Source organism: Hathewaya limosa, from assembly GCF_030815255.1.
Lineage (GTDB): Bacteria > Bacillota > Clostridia > Clostridiales > Clostridiaceae > Hathewaya > Hathewaya limosa.
The window spans coordinates 86554-100915 of record NZ_JAUSWN010000003.1 but is presented as its reverse complement, the minus strand read 5'-3'; the positions used below and the strand labels follow the sequence as shown (position 1 = coordinate 100915).

Sequence of the window (14362 nt, the reverse complement as noted above, 5' to 3'; positions counted from 1 at the left end):
ATTTTTAATAAAATAATTCTTTAAAGGTGATTTTATTGAATAAAGAAATAGAAATAAATCCATGGAAAATTAAATGTATTAAAGTGCTTAAAAGAGAAAAAAATTTTACTGTTTATGACTATTGTTGTAACAAAGGTAAAAGCACTTTTACTGTATATGATCTATTTCCAGGTGTACAGATTACTTTTCAAGATTTCAATACTGAGGAATTAATTGAAGGTAATTGTGGAAACGAAAATATTATTGAAATTAATCATTGCTTACGGGGAAGAGTCGAATGGGAATTTCCTAATAATACTTATTCTTATATAGGTGAAAATGAGATTTCTATTAGTTCTACAAAATATCTTCCAACTAAATTTTGTTTCCCTTTAAATGTTTATTATGGAATGGCTATTGTTATAGACAAGAAAAAAATCACAAAAAATTTTTGCATCCTATTAAATACCTTAGGAATTGATTTGCAAGACATATATAATAAACTTAGTTTAGATAAAAATTGGTATACAAATAAGAATAATGGAAAGATAAATCATATATTTAATGAAATATACACTGCAAGAGATGATGGACAAATAGATTATTTTAAAATAAAGATTTTAGATGTACTTTATTTCATAAGTAAGTTAACTAAAGGTAGTAAAGAAGAACTTAAATATTATTCAGGTAAACAAGTAAAGAAAGTTAAAGAAATACGACAAGCGTTAATAACAAACTTAGATAAATCATTAAAATTAGATAATATAACTAAAGATTATAATATGAGTTTATCAATGTTTAGAACAATTTTTAAACAAATATATGGTGATACTCCCTATGCTTATATTAAAAAATATAAAATGAATAAAGCAGCATTTTTAATAGCAACTACAGATCTTAATATTAGTGATATTGCATTATCTTTAGGTTATTTAAATGCTAGTAAATTTACAGAAGCATTTAAAGATATAAATGGAGTACTTCCAAAAGACTATAAAAAAGAAAATAATTTTTTGGAGCATTTTAGATATTAACAGAGTAGAATTGATAATGAATATCAATTAAAATAACATTGAGTTAAATTTTATTAATTCAATGTTATTTTTTATTTAAAAAAGGAGATGAATATATGAAAGATACTAGGGGGATATTGTTAAAAGAATCACCTATAAAACTTATGTTTAAATTATCAGCTCCAGCTATTCTTGGAATGATAGTAATTGGATTATATTCTTTCATGGATGGTGTATTCGCTGGCCAAATGATTGGTGAAAATGCAATGGGAGCTATATCTGTTGCGTACCCTTTAACTTTGTTTAATAGTGGTATATCAACATTAATAGGTATTGGCTCAGCTTCAGTTTTATCTAGAGCCATTGGGAAAAAAGATCAAGAAGTAATAAATAAAATAATGGGAAATTTAATTGCTTTAGTTTTAATTTTTTCAATAGCTATTACCTTAATAGGAGTTGTATTTACCAGACAATTACTTCAATTTAGTGGCGCAAAAGGAGAAATATTAGAACTTGCCATCCGTTACCTTAAAATAGTTTATCTTGGTTCTATTTTTGTTAATTTTGCTCAAAGTGCTAATATGGTTATGCGTGGAGAGGGATTAATGAAAAACGCTATGTTAATTATGGCATTTGGAGCAATATTAAATATCGTTTTAGATCCTATTTTAATTAAAGCTTTAGGAAATAAAGGTATTGAAGGTGCAGCAATAGCAACCGTAACCTCCCAAATAGTACAAGCTATTATAACTTTAAGATATTTTTTAAAGAAAAGTAGGGTTGTTAAAATTCATAGAATCAAAATAGATAAACAACTTAAGAATGAAGTGTTTTCTGTAGGTGTTTCTGCTATGATGATGCAAGTTTTAACAATAATTCAACAAACATTATTATACAGAATGGCTTTTAAATATGGAGATCCTAATCAAGCTATTTTAATGGGCGCATCATTGCGTATTCAAGCCTTTTCTTTTATTCCATTATGGGGAATGTCTCAAGGACTACAACCTTTAGTAGGAACAAATTATGGCGCTAAATATTATGATAGAGTTAAAAAATCAACAAACATGTTTATAATTGGATCTACAATTTTAGCATTAATCTTTTGGATTCCTATGGAGATATTTGCAAAAGGGGCATTAGGACTTTTTATAACTAATGAAAATATAGTTGCAAAAGGTATTAGTAATTTTAGGATTTTTTATGGAGCTTTTCCTATATACGGCCTTATGATTATGATGATTACATTCTTTCAGTCTATTGGTAAAGGAAAGAATGCAGGTATTCTTGTATTCTTAAGACAAATAATAGCTTTTGTTCCTGCTATAATACTTATGCCTAAATTCTTTGGTATAAAAGCAGTATGGTTTACCCAACCATTAGTAGATACTTTTGTTGTACTTTTAGGGATTATATTATTAATAAAGGAGTATAAGTCGCTTATAAATTAAAAAATATTTAAAAATATAAGATATAAATTCATACAATTTACAATTATCCATTAACTTAGAAATTATCGAATATTAAGTAAGTATTTTTTTTATTGAAATTCATAATTTTTTTGATAAACTATAAATAGAAAGAGAATTCTCTTTCTATTTTATTTTTGTTTAATTTATTGAATCAATATAAATTTATTAGACTAATAACTATAATATAGGTCTTTAATAAAATTTAATATTCCTTTATATAAATTATTATAAAAATTAATATAAAAACTTATTTAATAACTTAGGAGGAAACTTATATGTTAAAACACGAAATAATCGAAAATATGAAAAACATTGTTGATAACTGTATGGGGGATTCAGAATCAGCATGTGTTGCAACTTGTCCTATGCATACTGATGTAAAAACATATGTAAGATTAATTAGAGAAGATAAGGGTACAGAGGCTATAAAGGTTATTAGAGAAAATCTTTTTTTACCAGGAACATTGGGAAGAATTTGTGCTCATCCTTGTGAAAAAAAATGTAAATGGAATGAAGGCAAAAGTCCTATGGCAATTGCTTCATTAAAAAGATATGCAGCTGATAATTTTGATAATGAAAGTGATTGGGATTTATCTATAAAATGTGCAACTGGAAAAAAAGTTGCAATAATAGGTGCTGGACCATCAGGATTACAGGCTGCCCTTGAACTTAGAAAAGAAGGGGTAGATGTAACTGTATTTGATAAGCTGCCAGTAAGAGGTGGAATGATGGCAGTTGGTATTCCTGAATACAGACTACCAAGAAATGTACTTGAAAAAGAAATAAGTTATTTAGATAAGTTAGGAATTAATTTTAAAACTGGAATAGAAATCGGAAAAGATATTAAATTTAACTACCTATTAGAAAATTTTGATTCTGTTATAGTTGCAGTAGGAAGACAACTAGGAAAAGTTGATAAAAGTTTAAGCAACTTTAATGCACAAGGTATATTTAGTTCAGTAGATTATTTAAAAGAAGCAGCTCTTACTAGAAATGTAAAGAATGTTAAAAAGAAAGTTCTAGTAGTAGGTGGCGGAGACGTTGCTATGGATTGTTGTAGAGTATCTAGAAGAATTCATGGAGTTGAAGAGGTTTATTCTATCTGTTTAGAAGATAATTTTAATAGTATGGCAGCATCAGAGCATGAACTAAAAGGTGCTATTGAAGAGGAAATTAAATTTAATCATGCAACAGCTATAAAAGAAATTAAATTAGATGAATATGGTAGAGTATCAAAAGTTATATTAAAAAAATGTCTTTCAATGTTTAATGAACAAGGTATGTTTGCACCTACGTTTGATGAAAATGATACTAGAGAACTAGAAGTAGATACAATAGTTTTCTCTATAGGGCAAGCGGTTGATTCAAGTTTTACAGAGGGAACATTACAACAAAGACCAAATACTACTTTTGAATGTGATAAGTTAACACTTCAATCATCTTTAAATCAAAAAGTATTTATAGCAGGGGATGCTTCCGGAGAATCTTCTGTAGTTATACAAGCTATGGCTACTGGAAGAAGAGCAGCTCAATCTGTTATTAGATATCTAAATGGTGACTCTTTAACAGAAGGTAGACAAATTGAAGATACTTGGAGCTATGATACTAAACTTAATATGCCAATTAATTGGGACAATATAGCTGGTCTTAGAGAGGATATGAAAGAACTTGATGCAGAAAGAAGAATAAAATCTTTTGATGAAGTTGCACTTGGATATACTAAAGAACAGGCTTTAAGAGAAGCTAGTAGATGTAAACAATGCGAATGTAGACTTTGTATGAAAGAATGTTTAATGCTTCAACAGTATACAGAATGTCCTAAAAAATTATTTAAAGAGTATTTAGAAAAAGGATATGAAAATATAGATAAAATGATAGCTTATTCTTGTAATGAGTGTAGTCAATGTACTATAGTTTGTCCTCAAAATTTTAATCTAAAAGATAATTTTATAGAAATGAAAGAAAATTTTGCAAGAAAAAATAATGGTTATGCGCCACTTAAAGAACTTGAATTTGTAGCTAATCAACAAGAGTTAGAATCAGGAAAGAAATATTCAACAACACTTAAAGCAGATTTTGGACGTTCTAAAAAGACTAAATATGTGTTTGTTCCAGGATGTACAGTACCAGCCTATAATCCTGAACTTTGTGAAAAAGTACTAAAACACTTGAAAGAAACTCTTGGAGAAGAAAATGTTGGTGCAGTACTTCAATGTTGTGGAAAAATGTCTTTAATGGTTGGTGAAAAACAAAGATTTTTAGATATAAATAAAAAAGTTATAAATGAATTTGATGAGATGGGGGCTGAGGTTATAATAACTGTCTGTCCTTCATGCTATAAAGTTTATTCAGCAAGTGTTAAAAATCAAAAGGTAATATCTTATTGGGATTTAATGAAGGAACAAATAGGCTTGCCAAAACAGGCACTTAACATAGGAGAAAGTTCTGATATTGTATTTAATATACATGATTCATGTCCTACAAGAGATGTTACTTCACATCATGAAAGTATAAGATGGATGCTTGATCAAATGAATTATAAATGGAGTGAAATCGAAAAAAGTGGTAAAAACACTAGATGTTGCGGTGTTGGTGGTATGGCTTGTAGCTCAAATCCAGAATTATATAAAAAGCTATATATAAGAAGAGCTAATGACTTTAATCAACATTCAATAGTTACTTATTGTGGATCTTGTAGAGGAACTATGGAGGCTGCTGGAAAAGATGCTGTTCATATATTAGATTTATTATTTATGGGAAAATCTTATACAAGTTCTGATAGAAGATATGATAGGGCATATAAAAATGAAGAAGAAATGTGGAGTCATAGATTAGATACAAAATGTAAATTTGATTCGTATAAAATTTATGATTTAGTAAGAAACCTTATAAAAGGTGTAATGGAAAATACAGTAGATAATACAAAAAAATAAGATTTATAACAAAAACTAAATACAAGTAATATAATTAAAACCCACCTTAAAATGTAATAATTTTAAGGTGGGTTATTAAGCGTACAAAACTAGCTATATAAGATATTAAATAATTATATCAGAATTTTATAAAATTGTTAGAGATGATTATATGGAATATAGTGAATAAAGAGGTTTATTAACTTCATTTTGCTATAATAGTCATATAACTTTTAATAATGTAAAAATCTATTCTTACTTATAGTTAAAGTTTTACTGCCATATTTAACTAAGATTCCATTGGTATACTGAGTATTACAATATATAATTAGTATATATTTAATCTATTAAATGGAGTGTATAAAATGGCAAATTTACAAATAGGAAAAGTAATATATAAATTGAGAAAAGAAAAAGGTATTACTCAAGAACAACTTGGTAAGATTATTGGCATATCTACTGCCGCAATTTCTAAATGGGAAAATGAAACATCATATCCAGATATAACTTTGCTACCAACTTTAGCAACATTCTTTAATGTAAGTATAGATAAATTATTAAATTTTAAAATTGAGTTATCAACTGAAGATATAGATGAAATCTACATAAAATGTGAAAGGTTATTTAATACTAAAGATTCTTTAAAATTGGCTATAGAAGAAAGTAAAAAATACATTTTGAACTATCCATATAGCTATTTATTAAAATCTAAGATTTCTTATTTATTTTTCGCCTATTCATGGAAAGCTATAGATGAAAAACATAGTAATCAAATGCTTTTATATTCAATTGAATTATTTGAAGATATAATTTCAAATTGTAATGATAATGAATTAATCCAAAGTTCATTATTTGGGTTAGGTGGATTGTATTTTGAATTTGGTGATGATCAGAAAGCTATAGAAACATTAAATAAAATACCAAAAGCTTTCTGTGATCCTAATGATATACTCGTAAGCATTTATATAAAACAAAATAAATTTAATAAAGCTAGGAAATTACTACAAACTAAATTATACAAAAATATTAATGAAATTTCTTTAATATGTATGAGCTTAGCCAATTCTTATGAAAAAGATAATAATAAATTCTGTGTAGCCGAAAAATATTATAATTTATCAATAAACTTGAAAAAACAATTTTTAATTAATAAAAAAGATAAATTATTAATTTATATGGATTATCTTAATCTATCAAGATTATATCTAAAAGCAAACAATAAATATAAAGCTATAGAAATGTTAAATATTATGTTAGAGTATTTAAAAATTAATGATATAAATAATTATAATACTTTAAATGAAGTTTGGTGTTTTAATAAGTTAGAAGTTAGCAAAAAGTCTTTAAGTTTAAATTTATATGAAAATCTTTTTAAATTATTTGAAGATCCTATTTTTAATGTAATTAGAGAAAATGATGAATTTGTACATTTAATAAATGAATTAGAAAAGCTATATAGGAAATCTTAAATATTTCTCATACTGATTAAATGGAAATGCAAAACTTTATATTTAGCTTTACATTTTTATACCTATGAGGACTTTCAATAGAATTAAAACATAAAGATGAATTTTTTAAAATGAAACTTTATTAATACAAATATATGTATGTCTCTAACTTATTCAAGTTAATACCAGTTAATATGTATACAATATTGAATAATAGTCAAAACTATGATAGAATACTTTTTTGATGTGTATAAAGTTATAAAGAGGTAGATAAAACTATGGAAAATAAAGAATTTAAGTGTTCAAAATGTGGTAGTTTAGATATTGTAGATGTAGATGAATTACTTATGTGTAATGCATGTGGTGAAATCTTAAATCAAGATGCTAAAAAAGAAAGAAGCATTAAGGTGGATGCTATACTGGAAGAAAAAGAAGTTAATGTAGGACATATAAAAGTAAACTCAAAGGATTTAGGTAAAATAACTATAAAAGATAAAGAGTTAGAAAAAGAACATATTAAGGAATCATATATAGATAACCAGGAAAACCAGGATTCATTTGATGTAATGGATAATGAAGATCTTTGGTGCTATATAGATGATGAAGAAGGATTAGATGAGGAATTAGATGTTTTAGATGGCAATTCAGAATATGAAGAGGTATTTCCAGGTCTAATAACCTTTAGAAAAAAGGATAATTAAAAATTTAAGGGTAGGGATGTTATATTAAATAACATCCTTTTTTATATTTAGTATAAAATTAAATTAATGACTAGTATACTTATATACTTAACTTTGGATTTTTATCTTTTAAAATTAGATAATGTTTAAGTAATATATTTTAAAACCTAATTTTCTTCTAGATTTAGTGGATTTGCATACACAGCTTCTCTTAGATCCTCTTCATCTATGTGAGTATATATTTCTGTGGTAGAAATACTTTCGTGGCCTAAAATGCTCTGTATGGAGCGTAAATCTACCTTACCATATTTATACATTAATGTTGCTGCTGTATGTCTTAATTTATGAGGAGTTAAAACATCATAATCCAATCCAGCTAACTTAACATATTTTTTTACAATACGTTCTACTGTTCTTTCAGATATTCTCATTTTTTTAGAAGAGATAAAAAGGGCATCTTTGTATTCTTCAGGAATATTATCTATTTGAGCATTTCTTATAGGCATATAATATTCAATAGCTTTTAAGCAAGCTTTATTTAAATAAATAACACGTTCTTTATTACCTTTACCAATAACCTTTAATTTATCATCTTTAATTTTAGATAAACTTATAGAACATAATTCTGAAAGTCTAAGGCCACAGTTTAAGAAAAGGGTGATTATACAATAATCTCTTTCTGTATTTTTGCCACCATTAGCTGTAACGGCATCTAAAAGAGCTTTACTTTCATCTAAAGTTAAATAAATAGGGTGCCTTTTAGGAATTTTAGGTACCTGTAAATTTTCACAAGGATTAATGCTTAAAATTTCTTTAATATCGTATAAGTACTTAAAAAAAGCTTTTAATGAAGAGACTTTTCTAGCTCTGGCATAATTACTATTTTCTAAACTAATTTCAGTAAAACTTATAAAAGAAATAATAGCATTTAAATCGGCACTTAATAAAATGTTTTCATCAAATTTCATAATATCAATGTTATTAAAATCAAGCTTTTTATTTTCACAAGTTTCATTTATAAAAATTAAATATTTTATAAAAAGAGTTAAGTCAGAAGCATAACCCTTAATAGTATTTGGTGAAAGACCTTTAACTGAAAGCGAGTAATTTAAAAAGTCTTTTAATAATCTAGGGTAATCTTTATTTAATATGGTATTATATAAAGTTTTCAATTTTAGCACCTCCAATAGCCCTACCCTTATATTTTATATATTTATGTCGCTAAATTTATATTTCACGACATTATTTATTTTACCCTTTTTCTCTATTTTACTAAAAAAACCTATATATATCTATAGTTATATATACTTAAATTATTTAATTTCCTAATTATATAATTATTATAAACTTACTTAATTAATTATATTAATTTCTTGTTTAGTACTTAATAAATGAGATTTTTTCATAAAACATAAAAAATCCAATCTAAAAAATCTTATTTAGATTGGATTTAAAAATTTAAACTTAAATCTTAATTTTAAACATTAATTTCAGATTTTACACCAATTAAATTTTTATTAGCTTCTAATGCTGGATTTACGTAATTTTCCATAAAATCTACAACTTGATTTGCAGCTCTACCAGTGAATTTTTTAGCATCTATAATGCTTAATATATCTTCTTTTGACATATTAAATGTTGGATCATTTATTATTCTATCAATTAAATCATTTTCAAGACCAAATTCTTTAACTTGTCTTGCAGCATCCATAGAATGAACTCTTATTTTTTCATGAAGCTCTTGCCTATCTCCTCCCCTTTTTACTGCTTCCATCATTATGTTCTCAGTTGCCATGAAAGGTAATTCTCTTTTTACATGAGCTTCTATAACTTTTGGATAAACTACTAAGTTTTCAGATATATTCAGGTAAAGGTTTAAAACACCATCTAATGCTAAAAATGCTTCAGCTATTGCAATTCTTTTGTTTGCGGAGTCATCTAATGTTCTTTCAAACCATTGAGTACTAGCAGTTATAGCTGGATTTAAAGCATCTACTATGATATATCTTGCAAGTGAACCCATTCTTTCACTTCTCATAGGATTACGTTTATATGCCATTGCAGATGATCCTATTTGATGCTTTTCAAAAGGTTCTTCAATTTCTTTCATACTTTGAAGAAGTCTTAAATCATTACTAAATTTATAAGCACTTTGAGCAATTTCAGATAATGTATTTAATACTATAGAATCTACTTTTCTTGAATAAGTTTGACCAGTTACAGGATATGTATCTTCAAACCCTAATTTATTTGCTACCATTTTATCTAATACTTTTACTTGTTCTTCATTGTCGTTAAAAAGTTTCATGAAACTAGCTTGGGTTCCTGTTGTACCTTTAACACCTCTTAATTTTATTGTATTTATAACAAAATCTAGGTTTTCAAGATCTAACATTAATTCTTCCATCCATAATGTAGCTCTTTTACCTACAGTAGTTAACTGTGCAGGTTGAAAGTGTGTAAAACCTAAAGTAGGCATATCTTTATATGTTAAAGCAAATTGTTTTAATGAACTTAAAACATTTATAAGTTTTTTCTTTGTAAGTAATAATGCTTCTTTCATTACTATTAAATCAGTATTATCTCCAACATAGCAAGAAGTAGCACCTAAATGGATTATTCCTTTAGCATTTGGACATTGAAGACCATATGCATAAACATGACTCATTACATCATGTCTAATTTCTTTTTCTCTTTTTTCAGCATCTTCAAAATTAATATTTTCAACGTTTTCTCTTAATTCTTTAATTTGTTCTTCTGTAATATTTAATCCTAATTCTTTTTCTGATTCAGCTAATGCTAACCATAACTTTCTCCAAGTCTTGAATTTCATATTATCTGAAAATATATATGACATTTCTGGTGATGCATATCTTGAATTTAAAGGTGTACTATATTTATTTCTATCTTTCATAATTACCTGATTACCTCCATACGTATGTTAAAAATATTTTTACATTATTCATTCATATTATAACATATAAATTCAAATAAAGTAATAATTTTGTTCGTATTAAATTCTAAATTTTACTTTATAAGAATAATATATAACATTATACAATATATTTTAAATAAGAACAAAAAGATGTATAGGGGGTTGATTACATGTATAAGATAACTAATCTAGATAAGATTGCCTTTATCTTAATAATACTTGGTTCTATCGTTTGGGGCATATATGGTCTGTTAGGGGTAAATGTTCTAGAAGTTTTATTTAGAAAAGCTGTTCCATTTTTAGAAAGACTTATATATATACTTGTAGGACTTAGTGGACTTGATTTATTATTCTTTTTATTTAAGACCCAAAAAAACTAAACATATCTAATATATTAAACATATATTAATACGCCTAAAAGAACTAACGTTCTTTTAGGCGTATTTTTTAATTTAGATTTCTTTTTCTAACATATCTAATAATGAATTAAACACAGCTATAGTATCATCTATTGGTTTCGGTGATGTTATATCAACACCAGCAGTCTTTAATATTTCTATAGGGTCAGCTATGCAACCACTTTTTAAGAAACCTATATATTTATCTCTAGCATTTTCTTTTTTAGCTAAAATACTAGTTGCAAAAGAGTTTGCAGCAGCAAAACCAGTAGCGTATTGATAAACATAGAAATCTCTATAGAAATGAGGTATTCTAGCCCATTCAATAGCTATTTCCTCATCCGAAATAATCTCATCACCATAGTATTTTTTATTTAACTCATAATAAATACTTGAGTAGTCTTCGCAAGTTAAGGCTTCCCCTTGTTCTATTTTTTCGTGAGTTATTTTTTCAAATTCTGCAAATAAAGTTTGTCTGAAGAATGTTGTTCTTATATTTTCAAGTTGTTGATTTAATAAGTAAAGTTTTTTACTCTTATCAGTCTCTTTATTAATTAAATGATTTACAAGAAGACATTCATTTGTAATTGAAGCTACTTCTGCACAGAATAAAGCATAGTCTGAATAGAAGAATGGTTGAGTACTGTTAGAGTAATAAGAATGTATAGAATGCCCTAATTCATGGGCTATTGTTGATACATCATTATATTGATAATTAAAATTTGCTAATATAAAAGGTTTTGTATCATAAGTTGACCAAGAGTATGCACCACCCTTTTTCCCCTTATTACTAAATACATCAATCCATCTTTCATTAATACCTTTATCTAAGATGCTTAAATATTCTTCTCCTAAAGGTGTTAATCCTTCTTTTATAATCTTTAGTCCTTCTTCAAATTCTATATGATCAAAACTATTTTCAAATAGCGGAACATATAGATCGTACATATGAATTTCATCTAGATTTAAAATTTTCTTTTTTAATCTTACATATCTATGAAGTGAACTTAAGTTTTTATTTACCATACTGATTAAGTTATCATAAACACTTTCAGGAATGTTATGAGGTTTTAATTTGCTTTGTAGTGCTGAATCATAATGTCTTACTTTAGCCTCAAATACACAATTTTTCATAGAAGAAGAAAGCATTGTTCCTAGAGTATTTTTATATTTAATATAAGTATTAAATAAAGCTTTAAATGCTTGTTCTCTTACAGATTTATCTTTTGATTTTATAAATACACTATAATTAGATTCTGTTAATTGAACTTTTTTATTTTCTTCATCTATAATTTCAGGAAACTCCATATCAGCATTTGTTAACATATAAAAACAATTACTTGGAGAATTTAAACAATCCGCTACCTGTGCTAGAATTTTTTCTTCTTGTTCATTTAAAGTATAAGGTTTTTGATCGAATACTCTTTGAAGATAAATTTTATATTCTTTAAGCTTAGGAACCTGTTCATAAAGAGAATCTAAGTGTCCTTTATCAAAAGTTAATACTTCTGGAACAAAGAAAGCTATTATACCGTTAAATTCAGAATCATAAGCATCAATCCTATTTTTTAAAGCTTGATTAGCACTTACAGTAGTATCTTCATCGGATTTTAAGTGAGCATAAAGAAATAATTTTAAAAAACTTCTCGAAACCTTCTCATACTCTTCTAAAAATTCCAACAATTTAGAGCCATCTTTTAAGCTACCTTTAAAGTTTTCAAGCTTTGGTGCTTCTTCTTTTAATTTTTTAAAATCATCTTCCCATAAGTCTATAGAATTATAAATACTATCTATAGCCCATTTATACTTTTCATCAATTTCATTTCTTAGTAGAACTTTACTCATATATTTTCCCCCTTTATACTATCTTTAAAAGTAATAGTACCATATTATAAAATTTTATTAAAGAACTTTTAAAAATATTTGTTTGAATAACAAAAATAAAATTTTATGTTATAATATTAATAGAGAAGTAAATAATCATAAAGGAAGGTTTTGCATATGAATATTGCCTTTTTTCTTACTCCTAAAATAGAAGTAGTATTTATTAATGAAAATTATACTTTAGAAAAAGCTATGCACATTTTAGAAAAGTACAAGTATACTGCAATTCCCATAATTGACGAAAAAGGTAAATATGTAGGAACATTAACAGAGGGAGATGTTTTATGGTACATAAAGAATAAAGTAGAAAAAGAAAAACATAGCATTAATCAAGTAAAAAATATGTGTATCAAGCAAATTCCTAGAAGAGTTAAAAATTCTGCTGTGAAAATTAATTCAGACATCGAAGGATTAATAACATTATCCATCTCTCAAAACTTTGTTCCAGTAGTAGATGATGATAATGTTTTTATAGGGATAATTAAAAGAAGCGTAATTATAAATTATTGCTACAATCAAATAAAAGAAAAACAAGAAGTAGTTGTTAATGCATAAAAAATAAAAGCCCCTCAATGGGAGCTTTTATTTTTTTAATTATTCCTGAGCTTTTATATCAGTCCAAATTTTATCATATTCTTTTATAAAGTCACCAAGATCTACAAATCCTTCACCTTTTGCTATAACCTCTTTAGAAGGATATGCAGAAGGGTTTTCTCTAATTTCTTCTGGAAGCATTGCTTTAGCTTTTAAATTTGGAGTTGAGTATCCTATGTATTCAACATTTTTCTTTGAAGCTTCTGCACCGGTCATAAAGTTGATAAATAATTCAGCTTCTTTTTTATGTTTAGTTCCCTTAGGAATTACAAGATTGTCAAACCAAAGATTTGCACCTTCTTCTGGGATAACATATTTTAGCTTAGGATTAGTTTCTTTTATAGTCATAGCATCACCTGACCAAACAACAGCCATGGCCGCTTCTTCTTCTACCATCTGATCCTTTACTTCATCTCCCACATAAGCATGAACTAGATCCTTTTGCTTAATAAGTGCATTTTTAGCTTTTTCTAGTTCCTTTAAATTAGTCGTGTTCATAGAATAACCTAACATTTTCAAAGCCACTCCTATAGAATCTCTTTGACTATCTACCATTAAAATTTGATCTTTATATTTAGGATTCCAAAGATCCTTCCATCCCTTAATATTATCCTTTATTAAACCAGTATTATATACAATACCTAAAGTTCCCCACATATATGGAACAGAATATTCATTTTTAGGATCAAAAGGTAAATTCTTTAATTGAGGATCTATATCTTTATAATTAGGTATATTTTTAAAATCTAACTTTTCTAATAACCCTTCTTTAATCATTTTAGTAATCATGTAATCAGAGGGAACAACAACATCATATTGACCAGGAGAATTTCTTAGTTTTACAAACATCTCTTCATTAGTTGCATATTCACCATAGATTACTTTTATATTATATTTATTTTCAAATTCTTTAAGTAGAGATTTATCGATATAATCTCCCCAGTTATATACTTTTAACTTCACCCTGTTATCACCACATCCTACAGGAATTAAAACAGTTCCCACAAGAAATGTTATTAATAAAATATAAGATAAAAACTTTTTCAT

The 14362-nt window shown here is 26.4% G+C and carries 11 protein-coding genes; 7 read left to right on the top strand and 4 right to left on the bottom strand.

Going from position 1 to position 14362, the window contains the following annotated elements; genetic code table 11:
- The first annotated feature begins 35 nt into the window (after positions 1-35).
- From QOZ93_RS02795 to QOZ93_RS02775, 5 genes are all read left to right on the top strand, one after another.
- Positions 36-1013 carry a helix-turn-helix domain-containing protein gene (locus tag QOZ93_RS02795; protein ID WP_307355022.1) on the top strand — a complete coding sequence of 326 codons (978 nt, stop codon included), beginning with the start codon at positions 36-38 and terminating at the stop codon, positions 1011-1013.
- Positions 1014-1108: 95 nt separating this feature from the next.
- The gene (locus QOZ93_RS02790) at positions 1109-2443 is read left to right on the top strand and encodes an MATE family efflux transporter (protein WP_307355021.1); all 1335 of its coding nucleotides are present in this window, start codon (positions 1109-1111) and stop codon (positions 2441-2443) included.
- Between the two features lie 296 nt (positions 2444-2739).
- Positions 2740-5397, top strand: a complete 2658-nt coding sequence (locus QOZ93_RS02785) for an FAD-dependent oxidoreductase (protein WP_307355020.1) — start codon at positions 2740-2742, stop codon at positions 5395-5397.
- A 344-nt stretch (positions 5398-5741) separates the two neighbouring features.
- On the top strand, positions 5742-6845 hold the full coding sequence (locus QOZ93_RS02780) for a helix-turn-helix domain-containing protein (RefSeq protein ID WP_307355019.1): 1104 nt from the start codon (positions 5742-5744) through the stop codon (positions 6843-6845).
- A 257-nt stretch (positions 6846-7102) separates the two neighbouring features.
- On the top strand, positions 7103-7525 hold the full coding sequence (locus QOZ93_RS02775; protein WP_111942513.1) for a hypothetical protein: 423 nt from the start codon (positions 7103-7105) through the stop codon (positions 7523-7525).
- 146 nt (positions 7526-7671) lie between these two features.
- Here the strand turns inward: QOZ93_RS02775 and QOZ93_RS02770 are convergent, their stop codons facing one another.
- Together QOZ93_RS02770 and purB are read right to left on the bottom strand one after the other, a co-directional pair.
- The gene (locus QOZ93_RS02770; RefSeq protein WP_307355018.1) at positions 7672-8676 is read right to left on the bottom strand and encodes a tyrosine recombinase XerC; all 1005 of its coding nucleotides are present in this window, start codon (positions 8674-8676) and stop codon (positions 7672-7674) included.
- Between the two features lie 305 nt (positions 8677-8981).
- Entirely contained in the window at positions 8982-10418 is a 1437-nt protein-coding gene (purB, locus tag QOZ93_RS02765; protein WP_111942509.1) for an adenylosuccinate lyase, read from the bottom strand.
- 191 nt (positions 10419-10609) lie between these two features.
- On the opposite strand from purB, the gene QOZ93_RS02760 reads away from it, so the two are divergent.
- Positions 10610-10819 (top strand): DUF378 domain-containing protein, encoded by a 210-nt coding sequence (locus tag QOZ93_RS02760; protein WP_111942507.1) that lies wholly within the window; start codon positions 10610-10612, stop codon positions 10817-10819.
- Positions 10820-10891: 72 nt separating this feature from the next.
- Here QOZ93_RS02760 and pepF read toward each other — a convergent pair whose 3' ends face one another.
- Positions 10892-12682, bottom strand: a complete 1791-nt coding sequence (gene pepF, locus QOZ93_RS02755; RefSeq protein WP_307355017.1) for an oligoendopeptidase F — start codon at positions 12680-12682, stop codon at positions 10892-10894.
- Between the two features lie 156 nt (positions 12683-12838).
- Between pepF and QOZ93_RS02750 the strand changes: the two genes are divergently transcribed.
- Positions 12839-13276 carry a CBS domain-containing protein gene (locus QOZ93_RS02750; protein ID WP_307355016.1) on the top strand — a complete coding sequence of 146 codons (438 nt, stop codon included), beginning with the start codon at positions 12839-12841 and terminating at the stop codon, positions 13274-13276.
- A 39-nt stretch (positions 13277-13315) separates the two neighbouring features.
- Here the strand turns inward: QOZ93_RS02750 and QOZ93_RS02745 are convergent, their stop codons facing one another.
- Positions 13316-14362 carry an ABC transporter substrate-binding protein gene (locus tag QOZ93_RS02745; protein WP_307355015.1) on the bottom strand — a complete coding sequence of 349 codons (1047 nt, stop codon included), beginning with the start codon at positions 14360-14362 and terminating at the stop codon, positions 13316-13318.